This is a genomic window from Psychrobacter piscatorii, from assembly GCF_001444505.1.
Taxonomy (GTDB): domain Bacteria; phylum Pseudomonadota; class Gammaproteobacteria; order Pseudomonadales; family Moraxellaceae; genus Psychrobacter; species Psychrobacter piscatorii_B.
On the sequence record NZ_LNDJ01000063.1, the window covers coordinates 1 to 23628 of the forward strand.

At 43.7% G+C, this 23628-nt stretch carries 20 protein-coding genes; 14 read left to right on the forward strand and 6 right to left on the reverse strand.

The window, feature by feature from the left end:
• Positions 1–135 precede the first annotated feature (135 nt).
• The gene (gene ribF, locus AS194_RS06010) at positions 136–1203 is read right to left on the reverse strand and encodes a riboflavin biosynthesis protein RibF (protein ID WP_058024565.1); all 1068 of its coding nucleotides are present in this window, start codon (positions 1201–1203) and stop codon (positions 136–138) included.
• Between the two features lie 245 nt (positions 1204–1448).
• On the opposite strand from ribF, the gene AS194_RS06015 reads away from it, so the two are divergent.
• Positions 1449–2060 carry a GNAT family N-acetyltransferase gene (locus AS194_RS06015; protein WP_058024566.1) on the forward strand — a complete coding sequence of 204 codons (612 nt, stop codon included), beginning with the start codon at positions 1449–1451 and terminating at the stop codon, positions 2058–2060.
• Positions 2061–2071: 11 nt separating this feature from the next.
• Here AS194_RS06015 and AS194_RS06020 read toward each other — a convergent pair whose 3' ends face one another.
• From AS194_RS06020 to ampD, 3 genes are all read right to left on the reverse strand, one after another.
• Complete coding sequence (locus AS194_RS06020) at positions 2072–2686, reverse strand: hypothetical protein (RefSeq protein ID WP_058024567.1); 615 nt, start codon at positions 2684–2686, stop codon at positions 2072–2074.
• Between the two features lie 129 nt (positions 2687–2815).
• Positions 2816–4366: a murein biosynthesis integral membrane protein MurJ gene (murJ, locus tag AS194_RS06025; RefSeq protein ID WP_058024568.1), complete on the reverse strand. Its 1551-nt coding sequence runs from the start codon at positions 4364–4366 to the stop codon at positions 2816–2818.
• 124 nt (positions 4367–4490) lie between these two features.
• Positions 4491–5114 carry a 1,6-anhydro-N-acetylmuramyl-L-alanine amidase AmpD gene (ampD, locus tag AS194_RS06030; RefSeq protein ID WP_058024569.1) on the reverse strand — a complete coding sequence of 208 codons (624 nt, stop codon included), beginning with the start codon at positions 5112–5114 and terminating at the stop codon, positions 4491–4493.
• Between the two features lie 157 nt (positions 5115–5271).
• Here ampD and AS194_RS06035 point away from each other — a divergent pair, with 157 nt between their 5' ends.
• From AS194_RS06035 to lpxC, 12 genes are all read left to right on the forward strand, one after another.
• A complete protein-coding gene (locus AS194_RS06035) occupies positions 5272–7428 on the forward strand; it encodes a DUF4105 domain-containing protein (RefSeq protein WP_152978609.1) in 2157 nt (718 codons plus the stop codon).
• Positions 7429–7584: 156 nt separating this feature from the next.
• Positions 7585–8424 (forward strand): SDR family oxidoreductase, encoded by an 840-nt coding sequence (locus AS194_RS06040; protein ID WP_058024570.1) that lies wholly within the window; start codon positions 7585–7587, stop codon positions 8422–8424.
• 102 nt (positions 8425–8526) lie between these two features.
• Positions 8527–9525, forward strand: coding sequence for a hypothetical protein (locus AS194_RS06045; RefSeq protein ID WP_058024571.1), 999 nt, complete (start codon positions 8527–8529; stop codon positions 9523–9525).
• 62 nt (positions 9526–9587) lie between these two features.
• Positions 9588–10304 carry an orotate phosphoribosyltransferase gene (gene pyrE, locus AS194_RS06050; protein WP_058024572.1) on the forward strand — a complete coding sequence of 239 codons (717 nt, stop codon included), beginning with the start codon at positions 9588–9590 and terminating at the stop codon, positions 10302–10304.
• A 64-nt stretch (positions 10305–10368) separates the two neighbouring features.
• Complete coding sequence (gene gshB / locus AS194_RS06055; RefSeq protein ID WP_058024651.1) at positions 10369–11340, forward strand: glutathione synthase; 972 nt, start codon at positions 10369–10371, stop codon at positions 11338–11340.
• Between the two features lie 277 nt (positions 11341–11617).
• Positions 11618–12703, forward strand: a complete 1086-nt coding sequence (murG, locus tag AS194_RS06060) for an undecaprenyldiphospho-muramoylpentapeptide beta-N-acetylglucosaminyltransferase (RefSeq protein WP_058024573.1) — start codon at positions 11618–11620, stop codon at positions 12701–12703.
• Positions 12704–12788: 85 nt separating this feature from the next.
• Positions 12789–14228, forward strand: coding sequence for a UDP-N-acetylmuramate--L-alanine ligase (gene murC, locus AS194_RS06065; RefSeq protein WP_058024574.1), 1440 nt, complete (start codon positions 12789–12791; stop codon positions 14226–14228).
• A 23-nt stretch (positions 14229–14251) separates the two neighbouring features.
• Complete coding sequence (locus AS194_RS06070; protein ID WP_397467076.1) at positions 14252–15352, forward strand: D-alanine--D-alanine ligase; 1101 nt, start codon at positions 14252–14254, stop codon at positions 15350–15352.
• 513 nt (positions 15353–15865) lie between these two features.
• Positions 15866–16660 carry a cell division protein FtsQ/DivIB gene (locus AS194_RS06075; protein WP_058024575.1) on the forward strand — a complete coding sequence of 265 codons (795 nt, stop codon included), beginning with the start codon at positions 15866–15868 and terminating at the stop codon, positions 16658–16660.
• Between the two features lie 112 nt (positions 16661–16772).
• Positions 16773–18110, forward strand: a complete 1338-nt coding sequence (gene ftsA, locus AS194_RS06080) for a cell division protein FtsA (protein WP_058024576.1) — start codon at positions 16773–16775, stop codon at positions 18108–18110.
• Between the two features lie 273 nt (positions 18111–18383).
• On the forward strand, positions 18384–19589 hold the full coding sequence (gene ftsZ / locus AS194_RS06085; RefSeq protein WP_058024577.1) for a cell division protein FtsZ: 1206 nt from the start codon (positions 18384–18386) through the stop codon (positions 19587–19589).
• A 319-nt stretch (positions 19590–19908) separates the two neighbouring features.
• On the forward strand, positions 19909–20826 hold the full coding sequence (gene lpxC / locus AS194_RS06090) for a UDP-3-O-acyl-N-acetylglucosamine deacetylase (protein ID WP_058024578.1): 918 nt from the start codon (positions 19909–19911) through the stop codon (positions 20824–20826).
• Positions 20827–21124: 298 nt separating this feature from the next.
• Here lpxC and AS194_RS06095 read toward each other — a convergent pair whose 3' ends face one another.
• On the reverse strand, positions 21125–21640 hold the full coding sequence (locus AS194_RS06095) for a hypothetical protein (protein ID WP_058024579.1): 516 nt from the start codon (positions 21638–21640) through the stop codon (positions 21125–21127).
• Positions 21641–21884: 244 nt separating this feature from the next.
• Here AS194_RS06095 and AS194_RS06100 point away from each other — a divergent pair, with 244 nt between their 5' ends.
• Positions 21885–22613, forward strand: a complete 729-nt coding sequence (locus AS194_RS06100; protein ID WP_058024580.1) for a CHAP domain-containing protein — start codon at positions 21885–21887, stop codon at positions 22611–22613.
• A gap of 135 nt (positions 22614–22748) precedes the next feature.
• On the opposite strand, the gene AS194_RS06105 is transcribed toward AS194_RS06100, so the two are convergent.
• Positions 22749–23474, reverse strand: a complete 726-nt coding sequence (locus tag AS194_RS06105; protein ID WP_058024581.1) for a hypothetical protein — start codon at positions 23472–23474, stop codon at positions 22749–22751.
• Positions 23475–23628 lie beyond the last annotated feature (154 nt).

Here is a 23628-nt window from a genome sequence, read left to right on the forward strand (position 1 = left end):
CAACTTATGGGGTATTTTTATGCGTTACAATCTAGACTTTAAGATCAAAGTCATCGCATACTATCGTCAAGGACATACCGGAATCGCAACAGCAAAGAAGTTTGGACTTGATAAAATGTAAGATACGTCTGACTGCTAAACTTGATTATTACGCCATTCTAGTAGGTCAGTGACATCTTGATGAATACCCGCTTTCAAGGCGTCCAAACCATCGTAGCGACGCTCACCATGCAAAAAGTGCAAGAAGCGCACTTCTAGATTCAATCCGTACAAATCTGCTTTTAGTTTGGGAAAGTGTACTTCCAATCGCCAGTCATCACCTTTATCAACAGAGGGTCTTTTGCCAATGTTAGCGGTACCGAACAAACTATGTGGACGCAAACCTGCAACGCCTATATTGTTATCAGTAGCCAGCTTTATTAAACCATCAGGTATGACCTCTCCATTCTCATCTAAACTGACGACATCAACGGCAAAAATACCGTGCAAAGCGGGTTTTATTCGCTGCAAATCAATATTGGCAGTAGGAAAGTCCATAGTGCGACCAATTTGATCGCCACGGACGACCGACCCCGTAATGGCGTAGTCGCGGTCCAGCAGTATATTGGCAGCATGAATATCACCTGCCAATAGCAAGTCACGGATGCGAGTAGAGCTAATACGTGCAGCCTCATTATTGACATCATTCAAGTGGTCGTTGTCAATATTGCTATCAGTGATGGTATGTAGGTTAGTCACATCCAAACCATAATCGCGCAAAAACTGACTATCGCCAGTACGATCATGACCGAAGCGGAAGTCGTCACCTAGTACCAGCGCTTTTACATTTAAGCGCTTGGCTAATATATCGGCAAAGGCTTGTGCTGATAATGAGCGAAAGTCCTCATCAAAACCTGCCACCACTAAGGTTTTAACCCCATGTTGTGCTAGGAGTGCCTGCTTTTCTGCTAGATTGGTCAAACGCGCAGGGGCTTTAGCTGGCTCAAAAAACTCACGTGGTTGTGGCTCAAATATCATGACCGCAGCGTCCAAGTTTTGGGTATGCGCAATATCACGAACTTGTGCCAGCATTGCCTGATGACCAAGGTGTACGCCATCAAAATTGCCAATAGTGAGCACACAAGGCGCTAACTCTACTGGGTCATTAGTAGTAGACGCGGCATTTGATGATGTAATCAGTTGCTCAAGAAAATAGGTTTTCATAAGTTTTCAGCTATGATGAGACCAGATAAAAAACGAAAAAACACATCTATGGTCAAAATTGATGTGTCGAAAATTAGCCATTATAAAGTAAAATAGCCACACTAACATCCTATAGTCTACGGATAATGCAAGTATGAATGACGCTCTATGAATTTCATGGTTTGTACATACGTCTATTATCAGTATGACGATTTTTTACTATCATCATGAATACCAATAATAATGCCAATCAATATGGAGACTCTATGTCCGATGTTGCCTTAAATGTCATAGCAACTGCCCCGTTGACACATCAACTGACCCAGCAGTTTATGGTACAACGTGCCAGTAAAGAAGACTTGGCAGAAGTCTTGGCGATTTATAACCAAAGTATTCCTGGCAAACAAGCAACGGCAAATTTGGCATTAGTAACGCTCGAAGAACGTACAGCTTGGTTCGATGAGCATTTAGATAGTCCAACGAGGCCTATTTATGTAGTCAAAGCATTACTAGAAGGTGATGCCGATAGACAGAGTACAAAACTACCAATTGTTGCATGGGGCAGTTTCAGTGATTTATATGCGCGTACCGCTTATCATATCAGCACTGAAATCAGCATCTATCTGAACCAAGATTATCAGAGTAAAGGGTTGGGCAGTCTGTTGACACGCTGGATGTTGACGCAAGCGCCCAGTTTAGGAATCAGAAATATCGTTGCCCTTATCTTTGCCCACAATCAGCCAAGTTTGGGACTGTTCCGTAAACTTGGCTTTGAGCAGTGGGGATATATGCCAGAAGTTTGCGATATGGACGGGTTTATCGCTGATGTTGTGATGCTTGGTAAAGCCGTGGCATCGGACAACATTGCAGATAATTAGAGCAAAGTACCTTAACCCAAAATTTTCCACTGACCATCTATTTTCTGTAATTGATAGGTCAATGGTGCAGGGTCGCTTTGTCCTTTGAGCATCAACTCGCCTGTAATAGTAGCGCGCGTTTTGTCATCATTGTACGTTGTGTCAGTAATCGTCACGCCATCGACCGTTTGTTGAAACGCCGATTGAGTGTTGGCAAGCTCTTGCTCAAAGTTTGCCATATCTACTTGATAGTAGCCTGCCGCATCCTTCACATCACCATAATACAAACTATTTAGTGCTTTTTTGACCGTGTCCTCTGGTGTACCCGCTTGGGTCGGATTGGTCACTAGGCTTTTTTGGTTGGTCGGAGCAGTGACTGGATTGATATTGTCATTATCAATGGTCGTTGTATTCTCAGTATCATCTGTGACTTGAGTCGTTTCGCTTGTGCTATCTGCTGTGTCTTTTTGCTCAGCTGTGTCTTCTTCTGAAGTATCAACGACAGCTGCAACCTCTTCATTGTTGGTAGCAGTTTCAGTGTCTGCAGACTCATTGTTGCTGCAACCGCTCAGCAGTAGTCCAGTACCGAGTACACCTGTTGCAAGGAGAAGCGGTAAGCGCTGGAAGAGTGGCTGTTTCGTTGTCATATCAAACCTCAAATGTCAGTTATTCATTAATAGGTCATTATGACAACGATTGGTGGCAAGCATTGTCAATTCTGATGATAGGCTTGTTTTGGTTTCGTAAGCCAAGCTCATGCCTATATCTACGTTGGCTTATCCGTGTTTGAGCTGGCGAGGACGGAAACCTGTCGCTAGCAATACCACGCCATAGACGAGCGCTCCGGCGACACACATAATCACGAGTGCGATGATGCGTTGCCACTGGGCTTCATTAGTAGGGAAGTAGGGTAACATGAGGTAAAGTACGCCAATCATGGAGCCAGTCGAAATGGCAAACTGTGTGAATAGTTTGTTCCAATGGGGGCCAAAACGGAAAATATCGCGCTTGTGTAAGAAGTAATAGAGCAAGCCTGCGTTTACGAACGCTGCGCCCGTCGTTGCCAAGGCTAGGCCACCATGTAATGGCATTTCTAAGAAATAGAATATCCCAATAAAGATGACACTAAATACCATGTTGGCAATAACAGAAATGATGCCGATCTTGACAGGTGTTCTGGTGTCTTGACGCGCAAAAAATGCAGGGGCAAAGATCTTGATCAGCATGAATCCTAAGATACCACCTGCCATACTACGTAATGCCAGTGCACTCATCTGGGCATCGCGTAAGGTAAACTCACCACGTAAGAACAGGGCTTGCATCAGCACATCTGCGAGTACAAAGAGCGCAGCCGAGGCAGGCACACCGACCAAAATGATAAGGCGCGCGGCCCAGTCGATGGTCTTTTTGAAACTAACATCGTCTTTTTGCGCTTCACTTTTTGACAGACTTGGTAATATGACCGTACCAATCGCTACACCAATCAGCCCTAGTGGTAGCTCGCTCATACGCTCAGCCGCGTAGAGCCAAGACACCGAACCACCAATCATCAAGGAGGCAAAAACGGTGTTCAGCAATAAGTTAATCTGAGTGACAGACACACCAAAGATAGCAGGCAGCATTAATTTTAGAATGCGGCGAACGCCCTCGTGCTGAAAGTCAATCTTGGGCGCGACCAGTAGTTTTTGTTGCCATAGCTGAGGCAGTTGTATTAAGAATTGCAATAGTCCTGCGATCGCCACGGAATAGCCAAGCGCCATAATAGGCGTATCAAACATCGGCGCAAAAATCAGCGCACCACCAATCATACATAAATTCAATAGGACTGGGGCAAAGGCGGGCGCAGCAAAACGGCCATAACTTTGCAAAATACCACTGGCAAAAGCCGTCATAGAAATAAACAGCAAATAAGGGAAGGTAAGGCGGAGTAATTCAGCGGTAATGGCAAATTTGTCAGGTTGATCGGCAAAACCGGGGGCAAACAACGTCACTACCCAAGGCGCGATTAAGATAACAACAACTGTCAGCATCGACAACACCAGCAAGAGAGCGCCCGAGGTGCGACTGACTAAAATCTGTACTTGCTGTAAGCTGTACTTTTCCTTGTACTCGGATAGCACAGGAACGAATGCTTGGCTAAACGCCCCTTCAGCAAACAGTCGTCGCAAAAAGTTTGGGATTTTGAAGGCGACCAAAAAGGCGTCCATCAAACCGCCAGCCCCAAAAACCCCTAGTAATACGACATCGCGTACCAAACCTAAAATACGCGATAACATGGTCATACTGCTGACCACCATGGTTGAACGAAATAACCGACTTTTTGCCATGAGAACCTATCTTGCTAAGTTGTGTACAGGGTTGTGTAAGAGGTAGTGTGCTGATTTGCTGTTGCAAAAAAACTGACGAATTATAGCACTTTCACAATCGAGATAAATGGATTGGATGTGGAAATCATTTTTGCAGTGATAAAGAGTTATTTCGTAATAACCCTGCAACTAGCTCCCGCAACCTTGCCCATTCAAAATAATCACCAGGATCCGTCTTACGCCCTGGCGCAATATCACTATGCCCTGTCAAATGTCGCTGCGTTTTCGGGTACGCTTCATAAATAGCCGCAATTACCGCTGCGAGCTTCTCATATTGAGCAGAAGTGAAGGACACAAAATCTGACCCTTCAAGCTCAATGCCAATGCTATAATCATTACATTCAGGTCGGCCTAAGTAGCTAGACCGTCCAGCGTGCCAAGCGCGTTCGTTAAAATTGACAAACTGAGTGATAGCCCCGTCACGCTCAATAAACAGGTGCGCTGACACTTCTGCGCCTTTGATTGTCTGAAAATAAGGGTGCGCATCCCAATCTAATTGATTAGTGAATAATGCTTTTACATAATGCGTGCCGCTAGAGTCGCACGCACCAAACTCATTGGGTGGTAGGCTAATATTATGAATAATGATGGCATCAATACTTAGACCTTTTGGCCTGATATTGTAGTTTGGTGAGGCCAGCCAAGTAGCGGCTGACAGCAAACCATCTGTGATTGTCATTGGCAATGTAGATAATGATGAATCGGGCATAAAGCTCTCTTTTTATAATAGTATTGGTGATGTTGTGATAGAAAGTTTATCAAAGTAGTTAGATGGTCGCAGCTTGCTTATATCATTTGAGTCTCTAGCAGAATGAACCTTCACAGCGCGAATAGCGTATAAATAATAACGTGTGAGAGCCTGCCTCATGTCTATAAAACCGATGTCTACGTCTGGAACTTATACTCTAATAACCATTGGTCAGCGAGCGCGACTGCCATTGGCGATAGCGGCGCTATTGTTTTCTGCAAACACGCAGGCATTTTTACCGACGCCTTTATTAGTCACCGAAGGAGCGCTCTCATCTGAATTATCAGATAGCATACCACCTAGTGACGCTGAAGATGCTGTTCGCATTGAGACATCTAGTCTCAGTAATACCGGAAACAATACTCAAAATAATACTGCGTCTGGGTCAGATATGGCGACAGAGCAGTTACTGGCAACATGGCGTCGACAGGCAAAAACTGACAATCTAGCACAGCATACAACATGGCGACGCTTATTGTATTTTTACGATGATCAAAGCAGTATGTTTTCTAAAAAGAAAACGGAGAGTCTGGTCGACGACCCAAGCTTTTTTTTGAGTGATAACGGTCAGCAGGATTCAGCCGCAGAATTAGACGCGACACTAGTCGCACTGGCAAAAGAATTCACATCGCAGACAACTGGTAATAACCAAGCAAACATTCATATAAAAACTCAAGCCAATAATAATTCCGTTCTGTGCCGTTTCCCAGCACGAGTGGCATGGCTAAAAGAAAAGTTAGCTATCGATGATGCGAGTCTGACAAATGAGTGTCCAGAGCTGGATGACTGGATGTCGACATTGGCGCCTGAGCAACTGTCTATTGTGTTTGCTGAGGAGTATTTGGACAACCCACTCTCTGCCTTTGGTCATACGTTATTGCGCATTGATTCAAAATCGAGCGTAGCAGATCCCAATCAAATCAGTCAGGCGTATGCGCTCAATTATACGGTGGACGGTGATCCAAACGATAGCTTTCCAATCTATGCGACCAAATCCATGATTGGCAGTTATGACAGCGCCATCGAGATTGATCCTTATCCCCAAAAGCTCGCAAAATATCTACAAGACGATGAGCGTGATACGTGGACGTATCAGTTGAATCTGACATCTAGTGAAGTACAGCAGGTTATGCGCCATGTTTGGGAGACCAAGTCGCTAAAAATGCCATATTACTTCACCACGGATAATTGTGCTTCTGAGATTCTGCGCCTGATCGACGTTATTCGTCCTCAGCAGAATTTATTGAAGCAACTGGCTTATGTGGTCGTGCCCTCTGATGTTATTCAGTTATTAAACAGTCAAAATCTTTTGGCAAATGCCACTTATACACCGGCCGACAATACGTTGCGTCAAGCTCAGCTTAATGACGTTAAGCAACAACGCGCGCAGTTGGGTTATCATAACAGCGCCAAACAAACCTTAAATGAGATAAAATCGGCACAGATCAATCCTGTATCAAGCCTATCAGATGATGGACAACGGTTACGCAAACGTCAAATCGAGGTATCGGATAATAACCCAATAGATAGGCATCCACTACAGTTGGGAGTGATAGCTATCGGTCAGCGCGGTGACAATGACTATATCGATATTGGGTTTAGAGCAGGGTTTCATGATACGCTTGACCACGCGTCAGGGTATTCACAGTTTTTTAATTTAGAAGGGTTGGCTGCGACCTTACGTCTATATGACACAGATGATGATAAGCCCAATCAACCGGACAGCGTGGTCTTACAAAATGCGACTTTGATTCAGGGGCGCTCTTTTAATCCTATCAATGCTGGCAAAAAAGGCAAAACGTGGGGTGCAAGCATTGAGGCGACGCGAGTGAATGATGGCTCACAAGAGGGCGGGCGTGATCATTTGGTGGGTAGTGTGGGTTATGAGACGGGCTGGTCGTGGGCATTTGGTACGCCAAGCAGTGGTACGGGTGAGATGCCACCGCAGCTATGCTATACGTTTTTGGCCGGGACCGCGCAAGCAGGGCGCGGTATTAATAAAGGCTTTCGCGTAGGTGCAGGTGTTAATGCCGGCTGTCGTTATCAGATTAACAATCAGTTACGTGCGCAAGCTGAATTGCAATTGCCATATTGGTATCATGGCAGCAGCGATGAGTCCAACGTTCGTGGTCATTATTGGCAACCCATCTCAAGCCTCGGTTTACAATACGATATTGATAAAAAACAAGCACTACGTATCAATGCCAGCTATGACTGGCAAAAGCGCGTCGATGCGAATGAGGATATACAGCTGTCATACAGACGGTATTTTTAAGTATAGTCGAACCACTATTAAAGTGTTACAGCGTTAGACTCGTTTAGCCTACTATTGTAGTACTTGCACTCGTCTGCCTTGTACCACTTTTAATATTGATTGACTATAGGATTATCTCTTAGCGCTGCATAAGTTGTATAAAAGGAAAGATGCTTTATGAATGCGCCAAATGTACTCATTATCGGTCAAGGTGATATTGGTTCGCCAGTCACCAATAAGCTGGCACAAGACGGCTTTTCGGTGACAGGGCTGGCTCGTAGTGAGCGTCATCATTATGCTTTAGTGAATAACGCCAATTTTTTGCAGGCTGATGCGCTGACTCTGACGACCGAGCAGCTGCAAACATTTACGCATATTGCGATTATCGTCACACCTGATGAGTATTCGACCAGCGGTTATCATGACAGCTACTTGGCGATTACAGAGCATTTGGCAACGCTTGCTCCGAATCTGGCGAATTTGCAGCGCGTCGTGTTTATTTCTTCTACTGGTGTTTATGGTCAAGATAATGGCGAATGGATCGATGAGCATACTGAACCTATGACGCCTGAGCGTGATGCATCAAAGGTCATATTGCAAGCCGAACAGGTGCTGCAACAAAGCTTTGGTGACAAAGCCATTATAATCCGTCCTAGCGGCATTTATGGACGTGAGCGCCTTATGCGCCTGCGAAAAGCTCGCGAGCCACAAAAAGAGCCAGTAGCCGCCGAGCATTGGAGCAATCGTATTATGGATCGCGATTTGGTCACTATCATCGCTAATGTATTGACGACAGAAGCACCAAAGCCACTCTACCTTGCGACAGACTACAGGCCTGTGACTACCTTTGAGCTTGGCGTTTGGTTGAGTGAACAAATCGGTGAAGCCGCGCCTACTATCGATGAAAAGAAGCCGTCAGTGACAGGAAAGCGCTTGCATAGCAATATTCCGTTAGCTTGGCTTGAGTACGCTGATTGGCAAACAGGATACCGTGATATTTTGGCCCATCAAGGGTAAGCTTTTCAGCGTAAGTATTTAAGTATAAACTCTTGAGCTTAAGATCGTCTTTTAGTTCGATCGTTTTTGTTGGTTTTATATTTTATTTTGTATGGAGATTTCATGACCCAGCCTTCTACTTCTGATGACCGTTTGTCTCATGCTAATCTGGCAGCAGAAGGCAGTAAGCTTACAGAAGGCAATGCTGGGCAGTCCTCTATGCTAGCTGATTCACAGCAACCTGCAATCGTACACCCTAATTTTGATCCCAAACGATCACCCATTGATCCTGCCAGACCATTAAGTGATATTCCTGAGCCTGCCCGTCGCTTAAACGGCCAGTTGCGCCGGCTTTATGGTAATTCGACGCGGTTTTATCAGCCTAATACAGATAGCTTGTCAAAATGGTCGCTGATTGCTTCAGAAGCCTTGGCAGAGCATTTATCATTACTCAAGGCGGCGCAGCTTGTCGAGTTGCCTGATAGCTTTTATCAGAACCACAGTGATCAGCCCTTATTATCGCCATTATCAGAGATGACATTATTAGACATGTCAGATATCCAGCAGGCGATTCGTACCTCTCCAAAACTCAACCGATATGGGTTTGGCTCTGCTGATAGCGACGAGATGGCTGAGCCAAATAACAATGACAAAGTTAACGAGTCTTTAGCCTCTCTGCGCGCATTGATCAAACGCTATAATCCTGATGAGCTACTGAGTAGCCTGTATGCCGATGATTGGCAAGTGATTTTGCAACCGCAGCAATTTGAGACAGGTGAGGGCAGTTTGGCAACAGACATTATGGCATGTAGCGCTGCTGTCCATGCGCTAAAGCAATGTAGTACTCGTAAAAGTATCAATCATAGCTATAGTGCCGCGCAAATTTGCCAGCACGTACGTAGTTATTTGCTCAGTCAGATTGTCTGTGAGCCTACGCAGCGCCACGCATATCGTCAGATCCGAGTTTTTGCCGGTCACATCATTGTTGCTGCGTATCATTTAGGCTGGGAGATACAAGTGCGGGCAAATGGACAGAGTTATTTTAATATCTCGTCGCGTAGTGGTTTGTTGACTCGCTATGCCAATATGCAGGATTACGAGATCAACGGTTGGTCAAGCTGATCAATAATGCGTACAATAATGCAAATTTTTTCGCCCCTCTTTTTGCCCATAGGAATGTCATCATGTCTCACGTATCGCGCCCGCAAGACCCAACGTTTTCATCTCATCAATTTATTCAACTGGCTTTAGATAACCAAGTACTTAAATTCGGCGAGTTTGTCCTCAAGTCTGGTCGTATCAGTCCATATTTTTTTAATGCAGGTCTGCTTGCAACGGGTGAGATGTTATCACTGCTAGCACGTGGTTATGCAGATGCATTAGCTGAACAGATAATTGCGGCAAATAATGACGGTAATGAGCAAGAGCTAGTCATCTTTGGTGCGGCTTATAAAGGTATTCCTTTTGTCGCAGCGACCGCACAAGCGTTATGGCTACATCATGGCATCAATGCAAATTGGGGTTACAATCGTAAAGAAGCCAAAACCCACGGTGAAGGGGGCAATTTGGTCGGTGCTGACGTAAGTGGAAAGGCTGTTTGGGTGCTTGACGATGTCATCACAGCAGGCACAGCGATGCGTGAAGTGGTCGAGATTTTAGAGCAAGCAGGAGCAAGCGTTGCGGGTATTATCGTCGCGCTTGATCGCAAAGAAAAAGGCCAAGCTGAGCACTCTGCTATTCAAGAGCTTGCTGCCACATTAGCAGTGCCAGTGCGTGCATTGGTTGATATTGACGATTTAATCAGTTATCTGGCAGATGACCATGGTGCACAAAACGGCCAACATAAAGACGCGACCCAGTTAGCCAAAATGCAACATTACCGTGAGCAGTACGGCGTATAGTTAGGCACTGAGCCTGTTTTATACTAATAATATAACGTAAGTGAGCCCTACCATGAGTCAAACAATGAGCCAACAAAACCAAGAAAAATCGCTAAAAATACTCGTCATTATGGATCCTATCGAGCGGGTCAATTATAAAAAAGACACCAGTCTCGCTATGATGTGGGCCGCTCAAGACCGTGGTCATCAGCTTGGTTACTGTCAGATTCATGACTTGTGGTTGGACCGTGGACAATTAATGGTCGATACTCAGCCGCTTACGGTGAAGCGTGATCCTGCAGATTTTTATACACTGGGTGATAAAACGACAGGCTCAATTGCTGACTATGACGTGATTTTGATGCGCAAAGACCCACCGTTTGATATGCGCTTTATTTATGCCACTTATATGCTTGATCATGCCAAAGCAGCAGGCGTGCTCGTGGTCAATGATCCGCAAGCCATTCGTGATTGTAATGAGAAATTATTTGCGACGTGGTTTAGTGAGTATATGAGCCCAACGATTGTGACCAGCAAACAGGCTCACATTCGCAAGTTTATCGCTGAGCATCAAGATGTCATCGTTAAGCCGCTAGATGGTATGGGCGGTACGGGTATCTTCCGTCTGACTGCTGATAGTCCAAATATTGGCGTGACGATTGAGGTGCTGACTGAGCTTGAGACTTTGCCAATCATGGCGCAGCGTTATTTGCCAGAGATTAAAGCAGGTGATAAACGCGTACTTATTGTAGATGGCGTTGTGGTCGACTATAGCTTGGCGCGTATCCCAAGCAAAGGCGAGACCCGTGGCAATCTTGCCGCAGGTGGTAGCGGTGTGGCGATGCCATTAACCGATATTGAGCGTCAAGTGGCAGAAGTTGTGGCGCCGATTGTCAAAGAAAAAGGTCTGATGTTCGTGGGTTTGGACTTGATCGGTGGACGTATTACTGAGATTAATGTCACCAGCCCAACGTGCGTACGTGAGATTGATGATCAGTGCGGTACCGATATCGCGACCGACTTTATCATGGCAATCGAAAATAAATTTACGGTATAGTTTTAGACAGTCTAAGACAGATGTCCATTAAAGAAAGTACGTCTTAATACCTCGTTTATCATTGCCTTGTATGGTCGTGTGTCAGTAGTACATGACGCCAAGTCATGCCAGCTCATGGCTTGGTTTTTTTGTTATTTCTACTGCATAAAGTACTGTATATAAGACAATGATTTCCTCTATACTATGCGGGCTTTTACCGTGTCATTTTTTTAGTAAATGGCATCATAGTAGTAGGACAAATCCTTCATATAAGTAAAGTAAAGATAGGCAGATCTCCATGAAAACACCGCATATATTGATGATGGCAGCTGGGACGGGCGGACATGTTTTTCCCGCGCTTGCAGTGAGCGATGAGCTGACCGGTCGCGGTGCGGTTATTCATTGGCTTGGAACGCCAAATGGTATGGAAAATGGTTTGGTTGAACCGACGGGTTATCCTTTTCATGCCATCAATATGCAGGGGCTGCGCGGTAAGGGCGTGGGTCGTTTAGTTAAGCTGCCAGTAACGTTATTGTCAGCGACGATGGCTGCGGTGAAAGTGATTCGCAGTAACCAGATCGATGTGGTCGTTGGGTTCGGTGGCTACGTGAGTGCGCCTGGTGGACTTGCTGCACGTCTGACCAATACACCGCTGATTATCCATGAACAAAATGCCATCGCTGGTATGAGTAATCGTTATCTGTCTAAGCTGTCTACCAAAGTATTACAAGCATTCGAGAACACTTTTGCCAATAGTGAACAAGATGCCAAGCTTGAAACAGTTGGCAATCCTGTGCGTAACGCCATCACTGGTGTCGCAGAGCCAAAGGTGCGTTATGATATCAATGATAGCTCACCGCTTAAACTGCTGGTCGTGGGTGGCTCGCTTGGTGCTCAGGTATTGAATGAGACCGTGCCAAAAGCACTGGCTTTGCTAGACCAACCGTTTGAAGTCCTCCATCAATGCGGACGCAATAACGAAGCAGCCACTCAGGCGGCTTATAGTGAGCAAGATTTAAGCAAGCATCAGTTCACAGTGCAACCCTTTATCGATGATATGGCGGCGGCCTACAACTGGGCAGATATTATCGTTTGCCGCGCCGGTGCATTGACAGTGACTGAAATCCAAAATGTCGGTATTGCTGCTATTTTTGTACCGCTACCACATGCGGTTGATGATCATCAAACCGCCAATGCGCGCACATTGACCTCGCATGCTGCTGCGGTTTTATTGCCACAGTCAGAGCTAACGGCCAAACGTTTAAGTGATGAGCTTAGCGTACTCAATCGAGAGAAGTGCCTTGAGATGGCCCAAAAAGGTCATGCGCTTGCCAATCGTAGTGCGAGTAAGCAAGTCGCTGATATTATTTGGCAAGCCTTATAGTCTAAATTTTTGCTACTTGTCGTTTTTTATTAATCATATTTACTGTCCTTTAATTTTTATTATCCCTTAATAAAGAGAAAATTTTATGTCTACCTCTGCCAAAGCCCTTCCTAAGCGTTTGATTGAAATACCAGAAATGCGCCGTATTCAGCATTTGCATTTTATTGGTATTGGTGGCTCAGGCATGTGCGGCATCGCTGAGGTAATGAACAATCAAGGCTATCAAGTCAGTGGTTCGGACATTGCAGAAAGCTTGGTGACGAAGCGTCTACAGCAGATTGGCATCAAAATATCGATTGGTCATGATTCCAAGAATATTGCCAACGCTGACGTGATCGTCGTGTCATCAGCGATTGATCGTAGCAATCCTGAAGTAAAAGCTGCGCTTGAAGCTCGCCTGCCAGTCGTACGCCGCGCCGATATGCTCGGCGAGTTGATGCGCTATCGTCATGGTATTGCCGTTGCTGGTGCGCATGGTAAAACGACGACGACCAGTTTGCTCACCACCATGATGGCAGAAGGACAGCTAGATCCTACCTATGTGATTGGTGGTAAGCTAAATGCCTCAGGTAAAAATGCAGCACTAGGCAACAGCCGTTTCTTGGTAGCAGAAGCGGATGAGTCCGATGCGTCTTTTTTATCACTGCGCCCAATGGCAGCAATTGTGACCAATATCGATCAAGATCATATGGAAACCTATGGCAACAGCTTTGATAAATTAAAAGCCGCATACATTCAGTTTCTACACAATATGCCGTTTTACGGCTTGGCCGTGGTATGCGGTGATGACCCTGAGCTGTATGCAATGATTGATGATATTGGTCGACCAGTATTGACCTTTGGCCTTGAGCCATTTAATGACGTACAAGCTGTCGATCTGGTGGCAGAAGGTACCAAGACTCACTTTACTGTATTGCGCCGTGACCGTGAGCCATTGCGTCTGACATTAAACATTCCTGGTACACATAATGTCTATAATGCACTGGCTGCTATCACCATGGCAACGGATGAAGGTGTCGATGATACCGCGATTGAGCGTGCCTTGCAGAAATTTGAAGGGGTAGGCCGCCGTTTTGAGCAGCATGCCTCAGTCGATATCGATGATGGCAATGTCCTACTGATTGATGATTACGGTCATCATCCAAAAGAAGTTGACGCAACCATCAAAGCCGCTCGCCAAAGCTTTCCTGATCGCCGTTTAGTGATGTTATTTCAACCGCATCGTTATAGCCGTACCCGTGATTGCTATGACGATTTTGTCGAAGTGCTATCAAGTGTTGATGAGCTGCTACTATTGGATGTATATTCAGCAGGTGAAAGCCCGATTATAGGCGCTGATACCAAGTCATTAGCGCGTAGTATCCGTCTGCGCGGTGAAGTTGAACCGACGATTATTGACAAAGACAATCTTGCCCCTGTGATGCAGCGTTTATTAAAAGCCAATGACATGCTTATCACGCAAGGCGCGGGTAATGTGGGGCATATCGCTATTGATTTGGCTGCCAATAATCTTTACATCAAGTAAGCTAAAATTTAGGAACTATCTTCATGACGACTAATAATAAAGAAAACATGAGTACTCAGAACCTCGCTATCGATGATACCGAAGATAGGTCAGCTATCACCAATCCAGAACCAGCATTGGCGGCGGCTGCACAAGCAGGACAAAGCGACGCGAGCATTTCGCCAAATGAGGAAGAGAATAAAAAATCTATCAGTACGATGACTGGTCATGTAAAAGATGCCGCTCAGTTTGGTAAAGTCGCTGTGATCTATGGTGGTAGCAGCAATGAGCGCAGCGTGTCTTTGGATAGTGGGGCGGCTGTATTGCAGGCATTGCAAAACCAAGGTGTCGACGCCACTCATTTTGATCCTAAGCATCAAGACATCACAGAATTACGTGATTACGATCGCGTGTTTAATGTCTTGCACGGTCGTGGCGGCGAAGACGGTCTATTGCAAGGTGTATTACAGTGGTTTGATATACCGCAAACGGGATCTGGCATTTTGGCATCAGCATTAGGTATGGACAAAGTGCGTACCAAACAACTTTGGCAAGGTTGCGGCTTATCCACAGCACCGTTTTCATTATTGACGGCAGACACTGACTGGCAGCAAGTGGTCAATATGCTAGGACTGCCGCTTATCATCAAGCCCGTTCATGAAGGCTCAAGTATTGGTATGACCAAGGTCAATCATCTCGATGAGTTACCTGCTGCCTATGCCACAGCAGTACAGTGTGGTGATGCCGTGATGGCTGAGCGCTGGATCACAGGTCGTGAGTTTACGATTGTGATTATCGATGACGAAGCTTATCCTGTCATTCGACTTGAGCCTGCTGATATCACCAATTTCTATGACTTTGAGGCCAAGTATAATCGTAACGATACCAGCTACTATATTCCTTGCGGATTGAGCGCTGCTGATGAGAAGCATCTGCAAGAGTTAAGTCTGGCGGCATTCCGTGCTGTAGATGCAAAAGGTTGGGGACGTATTGACGCCATGCAGGATGAAGCAGGGAATTTTTGGTTGCTTGAGATCAATACCGTGCCCGGTATGACCAGTCATAGTTTGGTACCAATGGCAGCCAAAGCTAGAGGCATGGATTTTGACACATTGTGCTGGCACATATTATCGCAGACAGTCTAATTTTTTGATGTGGCGCTCATCATATTTATCACGATTTTTTAGCAATGAGTCTGATGACAACCATATTGAGTAAATGAGCTATGTTAAAGCATGGGCAATGATAAATTATATAGAGGTTTATAATTTCTCAGCTTTATCACTTTTGTAGCATGGCGATTTTAGTCAAAAAAGCCGTCAATGTATCACTAGAGCTGCTATAACATAGCTTCATGTAAACTTGTGTAAATTCAAGGCTACTAGCGAGCGTTACGCTATTGTTTGCCTATAAAATACGTTAATATTGTAAGAATAGCTTTGTTTTAGTAATATTTACGTTTTTTGCAGGGATAACCTATAAGTTATTCATAACCTAAGAAAAATGTTACGTTTAAATAAGAATAATCGCTGACTATCAGTCTTTTTATTGACAGTCTTTGATAATATATTGCTTTAATAAGCTTCTGCAAAAACTTGCAGATTTACATCAATAATTAGCATGATCAGTTTTATGCAAATATAGGGACAAAGGTCGTTATGGCTCAAACTGTCAACGAGGTAACTGACTTGATGAGTGATAAAGCCGGTCGCCCAGCATCCAAACTCCAATTACCAACCTCGGCCCGATATCTTTTTATGATATTGGTATTAGGATTATTGGTACTAATATTGATAATGGGTGGTAAAGCGTTACGTGATGCACCGCCTGCTGAGATTCATGTCAGCAATCAAGGGCTCTCTACCGCTCAATACAACTCATTGCAGACAGTGATGGATCAGCAAAAGGTCAGCAGTTTTTTTACTTCTGATTTGCAAGCATTAAGAGATATTACGACAAGCCTTGCATGGGTTGATCAAGTGAGTATCTCTCGAGACTGGCAACGCGGCATTGTAGTTACTGCACTACCTAAGCAAGCAGTCGCTAATTTTGGGACAGAGCGTTTGGTTGATGCAAAAGGATCTGTGTTCGTTCCTGCTGATAGTAGCGACTTGACGCAAGAGCGCTTTGCTACTCTGCAAGGTGAAATCGCTCAAGCGCCAGTCATTATGCAGCAAATGCAGCAAGTCAATGATTGGTATGCGCCACTTGATATGCAGGTTGAAGACATTATTTTGTCACCAAGAATGACTTGGCTCATTCGTTTTGATAATGGCTTGCGCGTCATCGTCGATAATGAGAACACCGCACAAAAATTACTGAATCTAAGCCAGTTACTTGGTAATCAGTTAAGCGGACGCCGAGATGAGATGCAATCTGTAGACTTACGCTACAAGAATGGTTTTACGATTGCCTGGGATATGTCAGCGCCGCCAGTTGATGAGCCCAAATAATTGAAGTAATACTGATGAGTGGTTACTTGAGTCGAAACTGTTTGCTCAAAATGAATAATATATGTACAACATCATAGCGTATTAACAGCGCTTTTTTTAATGATTCAATAGGATGGCGTTATTTGCGCTCCTATTTAGTAATAATTTGTCTGCTACCATGAAATATAACGAAAATTTGGTTGTTGTCCATCTAAGTGCCACGGCAGTGTATGTCGTAATTGGCAATGTTGTCTCTGCAAAAGACATTCGTATCTTAGGCGTAGGGCAAGTTAAAAATAGCGATTTTTATCAAGGCCAAATTAAGCATCGTGAACGCCTACAAGGTGCTATCAAGCAAGCCATCCAAGAAGCAGAGGATACTGCCAATTGCCGCGTGCATAGCGTGTGGTTGACGCTCGCAACACCTGAGCTATCTAGTAAAAACAGTGCTGGAGAGGTGAGGGTTGAGGACGAGTTCGTACGTGCCAAAGATATGGTACAGGCCTTGTCTAATGCCAAGTCGCGCGATCTGCCATCCGATTACTATCTCATGCATTGCTGCCAGCAAGGTATCTATGTTGATGATCAAGACTTCATGGTCGACGATGTGATTGAGATGATGGCACATAATATCACTGTGATGTATCACATGATGATGATGCCTGTCGCTAGCCGCCAAAATATTCAAAAACTACTACAAAGCTGCGATGTCGGTATTGACCATATCGTATTTGATGCAGTGACCAGTGCTGAATATAGTTTAATGACCGAAGAGCGTCAGCAAGGGGTTTGCTTGGTAGATATCGGTGCCAGTACGACCAGTATTTGTGTTTACAAAGAAAATAAATTGATTTTTACGCATTGTATTGCTACTGGCAGCCATGAAGTGACAATGGATATTTCAGCTGATTTTGGTATATCGATGATTGAAGCTGAGAAACTGAAAAAGTCTCATGGTACGGCTGATGCCAATAGTGTTGACCCAAGCTCATTCTTTTTGTTTAAACCGCAAGGATCGAGCGATGAAATCAACATCGGTATCTATAATTTAGCACGTATCATTGAAGCGCGTTATGTGCAGATATTCACTGAAGTCGCTCGTCAACTGCATGAAGCAGGTTTAATAGGCTATATTGACAAAGGCATCGTGCTGACAGGCGGCGGTAGTACGATTAAAGGAATGATACCGTTTGCTAAACGGCTGCTAAAAATGCCAGTGGTATTGACCAATACACACCCTGCTATTAGTGCTTACAATCATTTTGATAACGATGAGTCATTTAAACAGCTTAATAGTCAGGTCAATGACCGGGCTTACCAAACAGCTTTTGGCACACTATTATATAGTCAAAGTGAGCAGTTTCGCCGCAGTGAAAAAAGCGAACCTGATACGATTCAAAAAAATCGAGTCACAGGGGTCTTTCAAAGCGCAGGCAAACGTTTTGCTGATGTGTTGAAAAAAATACTATAGACATACTTACCAAACATGTAGAGCATAAACGATTTTGTAGGATGCTCTTAAATAAAGTATGTAAAAATTGAAGTCATATTGAAAGTAATGCGCTAAGCAGTAACAGTAGTAATACCTTAAGCGATGATGACCTATTATGGTCCGCGCTGAACTATTTGATCCATAGCCCTGTTTTATTTAAATACATTTATATATAGTATGTCGATAGCGCGCCATATGAGTGCGTTACTACGTATCGACCTACACGCTATCTGCAACTGGAGAATCTTTTTTATGTCAAAATACACCATGCCAGATGATAACCAGCTTCAAAATAACGGCCAAGCGAGCTTCACTGTATTCGGTGTTGGCGGCGGCGGCGGTAATGCGGTTGAACATATGGTACAACAAGGGATTAGAGGTGTAACGTTTGTCTGTGCTAATACAGATAAGCAAGCGCTAGATCGTCTGACTGCACCGCACAAACTACAACTTGGTGCAAAAACGAACCGTGGTCTAGGTGCAGGTGCAAATCCAGAAGTTGGTCGTGAAGCAGCAGAAAGCGAAGAAGAAGCTATCCGTGCATTGCTTGAACACTCAGATATGGTATTTATTACTGCTGGTATGGGTGGTGGTACAGGTACAGGCGCAGCACCCGTGGTTGCACGTATTGCCAAAGAAATGGAGGTATTGACGGTTGCGGTTGTGACCACACCATTTAAATTTGAAGGTGGCAAACGTATTAAAGCTGCGAAAGCAGGTATCGAGCAGTTGACCAATTTCGTGGACTCGATTATCACGATTCCAAACGACAAGCTTATGAGCGTATACGGCAACATCTCTATGCAAGACGCTTTCAAAAAAGCGGACGATGTTTTGCTACATGCGGTTCAAGGTATTGCAGAGACTATCGCTAGCGAAGGTATGATCAATATTGACTTTAACGATATCCGTACGGCAATGACGGCTAAAGGTCATGCAATGATGGGTATTGGCCGTGCAAGTGGCGATGATCGTGCGCGTCAAGCCACCGAAAAAGCCATCAGATCACCACTACTTGATGATTTACGTCTAGAAAATGCGAAAGGTCTATTGGTCAACGTGATTTCTTCTGAGTCATTATCACTGGACGAGATGAGCAAAATCAGCATTATCGTTGAAGAAATTACTGATATCGACGATGCTCATATTTTCTACGGCTCTGTAATCGATGAAAAAATGGGTGATGACTTGCATGTAACGGTTATTGCAACAGGTCTGACCTTAGATGAAAACGCGGGGCAAGAGCCAGAAGTGGTTGAGCAACCTGTTCCTTCTGTCAATAGTACACAACCTGTTGATCCTAATGTACATACTAGTGCATTAAATAGTCAGAAGAAATCACAAGCTCAACTGCATCAAGATAACGTTAATACTGCACGTCCAAGCGCGCCTCAAGAGCAGACAAAAACTAAAACCAATAGCATCCAAGACTATCTGAAGCGTCAACAGAACAAATAGTTTTTTAGTATTAAATTAAAAAAAAAGCCAGCGCTCAAACGCTGGCTTTTTTGGGTCTACATACAAAAGACTGGCCTATAAAAGGAGAGTAACAAAATCAGGAGTATCGCAAAATGTTTCTGATCGAAAAAATATATCCAGAATCTAGTGTGTCGAAGCGTTCAATAGGGCATAAAACTGTGAAAATATATGATGAGATAATGACGATAAGTGTTATCAATCAAAGAGATAAGGAAATTAACCCTTTTTATTTGTAGCGGATATGGGGGAGGTAGTGGTACACTATGTCAATTGTAACAAAATATGTGAGAAGACAGCCATGAACCAAAGAACCATAAAGACAGCGATAGCCGTTACAGGTACTGGTCTCCATAGTGGTCAGCCTGTTGACTTGGAGTTTCATCCACAGCCGGTTGATACTGGTATTGTTTTCGAGCGCTCTGATATTGTAGGCAGCGAGCCTATTCCAGCAAGTGCTTTTTTGGTGCAAGACACCATGATGTCATCAAACTTAGTATTTGGTGGTACGCGTGTAGGTACGGTTGAGCATTTGCTAAGTGCGATCGCTGGGCTTGGGGTAGATAATCTATTGATTCGTGTTTCTGCTTCAGAAATACCGATTATGGATGGTAGTGCCGCTCCTTTTGTTGCTTTGCTACTTGATGCAGGATTCTGTGAACAAGATGCTTTAAAGAAATTCATTAAGATTGTACGACCAGTACGCGTCAAAGTAGGTGATAAATGGGCAGAGCTACGCCCTTACGATGGATTTGAATTGAATTTTGAGATTGACTTTGATCACCCTGCCATCGACAGAAATTTTCAACATGCTCAACTGCAATTCTCTACCCAAAACTTTATTGAGCAGCTAAGCGAAGCACGTACTTTTGGCTTTTTGCGTGACATAGAACAATTACGTCAGAATAATCTGGCCTTGGGTGGCAGTATGGAAAATGCCATCGTCATCGATGATGCCAATATTCTTAACGAAGAAGGCCTACGCTTTAATGATGAATTTGTTCGCCATAAAATTTTAGATGCGCTTGGAGATTTATATCTGATTGGTTATCCTATCGTCGGTCGTTTTAATGCCTACAAATCTGGTCATGCATTAAATAATTTGTTAGTGCGTGAAATACTCTCTGATAAAAATAACTTTGAAATTGTAACTTTTGATGACAATGTAACATGTCCGATCGAATATTCACCGCTAAATGGTTTAGCAGTTGAAGGATAAATACAGGAATATACACGAAGTATCGAAACATTTACGCAATATTACATAGCAACGCTATAATTACATTTATATAATATGCAATATTTTAAATATAAAGTTTATAGGTTTTTGTGAATTTTATTCTAAGGCAGAGTGCGTAAAAGCTGCAGGTGATTTCCAAATCATCTATTGGTGCTATTCATAAATTGAATGGCACCAATAGATGATTTTTTTTGTTTAAGACATTACAAAAAAGCAGCGTTACCAATCTCACTTCATGGTTTTATTTACATAACTTTACATTGTAATATCTGTATTTTTAATGATTTGCTAGGCGTAGGAGGGCTTTTTTTAGATTTTCATCAGTGGTGACATGCTCTGCAGCCTGTGATATAGTCCGTTTTGTGTTTTGGCTAAGAGCCTGATTTTCATTGGCTTTACTAGGTTTGGGCAAGGTTGCTAATGACGCTGATGATTGTCTAGATGAATAATTATCAGCAAATGTTTTAGCTACTACAACGCGAATTTGCTTGAGTTGTTTAAATGTAATTGACTGCTCTGTTAATACTTGCAAATACGCATTCTGTAAATAGCGAATATGATTAGCAGCTGTCATCGAACCCACACTGAGTATTAACTGCTCAGAGGTTAAACCTACGACCCAACAAGTATTGAGGATTTCCTCAGGTAGACAGTCTACCAGCAGCTCTTTTACCTCATTGGTCGCTTCTATATATAGCCGCATGTTATTAGCAAGAGTTTGAGGTAGCGCGCTACCAGCAAAGGCTTGATGATCTATAAGCTGGGCAAGCCGATTAGGCTGTTTTTTTGACATCGTGATGACTCATCTATTAGGTGACAAACTCGATATGTAGAATAGACATGCTAAAAGCGATATATAGCAAAATTTTATGAGGTAGTTGACTAAACGGGTGATGATACTGGTGTTAGTCACTATAAAAGAACGAGCTGTTGTGATAAGGATTTTATCATGTTTTTTAATGATTATATCCTCTAAATTAATTGATGTTTCGTCACGGATGACGAGCAGACTTGTATTAACAATAGGTAGTAAATTTATGAAACAAGCTTTATTAATTTTGTCAGTATTGGGAATGGGTATCGCACAGACGAGTGGTGCTGCCGAAACAACCTTTCAACCAAATAATACCTTGAGTCATACCATCACAAATATCTCTACTTCTGCGAACTATGGTTCTAGTCGCAACATCTACAGCACTAACAGTGGTGCTCATGTATATAGCAACGATGAGATCAGTCAAGCAATTGACAATCTAAGCGCTCATGCTAAGCAAAAAGAATATCAGCTTGCGTCACTCACTAGCCGTTTGTCATATGAGCAGCGTCAACAGCAAGCAAGTCGTGTTCCTGATCGCAATTCTGCTCCTGCTATCGCAGCGGCAAATGCCTCACGAGTTGCACTATCTAGAAGTTCTGGCTACTGTGCTCGCTATGTACGTAAAGCGCTACAGTCAGCAGGTTACAAATTTACGCCTAATCCTTCAGCTTATCAATATGCCTCTCGTGGCACACTAGCCCAAGCAGGCTTTACCAAAATTAGTAACGATATGGAACCTCAAGTTGGTGACGTCGTTGTCTATAACCGCACATCAAGCCGTCCACATGGTCATATTCAGATTTTTGATGGCAATGACTGGGTATCTGATTTCCGTCAAAACAGCATCAGCCCATATAGCGGTACTTACAGCTATACCACATGGCGTGACTCGCAGTATGTTGATGATGCATCAGACCGTGGTATCTACCTTGCGATGGCTGACAAATAAGTATCAGTTAAACGAATTAAAAGTTTTCTCCAAACTCAGTAATGCTCTTTATGACATTGCTGGGTTTTTTTTGTGTTTTAAATAATGATATCTAATAATAACTGTATCTAAGTGAGTGCAGATCATAGAAGTAAATCAAAGTGCAAATTTTGGCCAATAGTTGCGATTATGGAAATCAGGCGGGGAGGCGTGGTTTGAGGCAAAATATAAAGCGGTCTTACCGAGCTGTAAAATAACACAAGGATGTATCTGCTCAATAATCGTATTTGCAATGGCGTATTTTTGATTAGAAAGTTCGACTAGAGGAACGTTAAAGCCTCGCTCGTAGCGATGAATGGGATACGCTGCTGGTGATTTGTCAAACAACGATTTCTGTATTATGTCCTGTGTATTTACATTATCCGTCCACTCAATAGAGGCACGTGTGTGTCCATCAGCTTCGTATAAAGGTGTTGGTGGTAATGTGGCAGGATGGCGATAGCTTTTAAACTCATAGAGTGCATAGCGGCCATCAGGGTTGGCATTAATCTCAATGTAAGGTTCAGCGTCTTGAATCTCAGTAGCAGCCTCATCACTTAGAGTGTCACCCGTGATAAAGCATTCAAGGCAAGTCTCTTCCCACAGATAATCAGCAAATCCTACTCGGGCTTGCTGCCAAGTTGGCCAAACCAATTGATTGGCTAATATTTGACTGGGTAAAGTAATTTGATAGGTTAACTGTAATTGTAATGCTGGCTGTCGAACGATCTTAGCGTTCACCTTGACACAAATACGCTGTAACGCTTCTACCGTCACGTCCAGTTGCTGTGCGTCGTTTTCTAGCGTCTCGGCGGCTATAACAAGATTAAAAAATTGGTTCATTATTTATCAAACTCTATAATACTTTTAAAAATTAATGGTAAAAGATTAAACCGAATAACTAGACTAATACGACACATTAAGTAAATCCAAAACCAGCAGACAAGACAAAAGCCGCGAGCAAGATGCATCGCGGCTTTTATAGTTATCGTCATTA

Coding starts and splice junctions, on each gene's coding strand:
- murJ (WP_058024568.1), bottom strand. CDS start 4,366: ATGGCAAAAAGTCGGTTATTTCGTTCAACCATGGTGGTCAGCAGTATG.
- AS194_RS06040 (WP_058024570.1), top strand. CDS start 7,585: ATGAATGCGCCAAATGTACTCATTATCGGTCAAGGTGATATTGGTTCG.
- ftsA (WP_058024576.1), top strand. CDS start 16,773: ATGGCGTTATTTGCGCTCCTATTTAGTAATAATTTGTCTGCTACCATG.
- murC (WP_058024574.1), top strand. CDS start 12,789: ATGTCTACCTCTGCCAAAGCCCTTCCTAAGCGTTTGATTGAAATACCA.
- gshB (WP_058024651.1), top strand. CDS start 10,369: ATGAGCCAACAAAACCAAGAAAAATCGCTAAAAATACTCGTCATTATG.
- ampD (WP_058024569.1), bottom strand. CDS start 5,114: ATGCCCGATTCATCATTATCTACATTGCCAATGACAATCACAGATGGT.
- AS194_RS06020 (WP_058024567.1), bottom strand. CDS start 2,686: ATGACAACGAAACAGCCACTCTTCCAGCGCTTACCGCTTCTCCTTGCA.
- AS194_RS06070 (WP_397467076.1), top strand. CDS start 14,252: ATGACGACTAATAATAAAGAAAACATGAGTACTCAGAACCTCGCTATC.
- ftsZ (WP_058024577.1), top strand. CDS start 18,384: ATGTCAAAATACACCATGCCAGATGATAACCAGCTTCAAAATAACGGC.
- AS194_RS06075 (WP_058024575.1), top strand. CDS start 15,866: ATGGCTCAAACTGTCAACGAGGTAACTGACTTGATGAGTGATAAAGCC.
- AS194_RS06015 (WP_058024566.1), top strand. CDS start 1,449: ATGTCCGATGTTGCCTTAAATGTCATAGCAACTGCCCCGTTGACACAT.
- lpxC (WP_058024578.1), top strand. CDS start 19,909: ATGAACCAAAGAACCATAAAGACAGCGATAGCCGTTACAGGTACTGGT.
- ribF (WP_058024565.1), bottom strand. CDS start 1,203: ATGAAAACCTATTTTCTTGAGCAACTGATTACATCATCAAATGCCGCG.
- AS194_RS06035 (WP_152978609.1), top strand. CDS start 5,272: ATGTCTATAAAACCGATGTCTACGTCTGGAACTTATACTCTAATAACC.
- AS194_RS06100 (WP_058024580.1), top strand. CDS start 21,885: ATGAAACAAGCTTTATTAATTTTGTCAGTATTGGGAATGGGTATCGCA.
- AS194_RS06045 (WP_058024571.1), top strand. CDS start 8,527: ATGACCCAGCCTTCTACTTCTGATGACCGTTTGTCTCATGCTAATCTG.
- AS194_RS06105 (WP_058024581.1), bottom strand. CDS start 23,474: ATGAACCAATTTTTTAATCTTGTTATAGCCGCCGAGACGCTAGAAAAC.
- murG (WP_058024573.1), top strand. CDS start 11,618: ATGAAAACACCGCATATATTGATGATGGCAGCTGGGACGGGCGGACAT.
- pyrE (WP_058024572.1), top strand. CDS start 9,588: ATGTCTCACGTATCGCGCCCGCAAGACCCAACGTTTTCATCTCATCAA.
- AS194_RS06095 (WP_058024579.1), bottom strand. CDS start 21,640: ATGTCAAAAAAACAGCCTAATCGGCTTGCCCAGCTTATAGATCATCAA.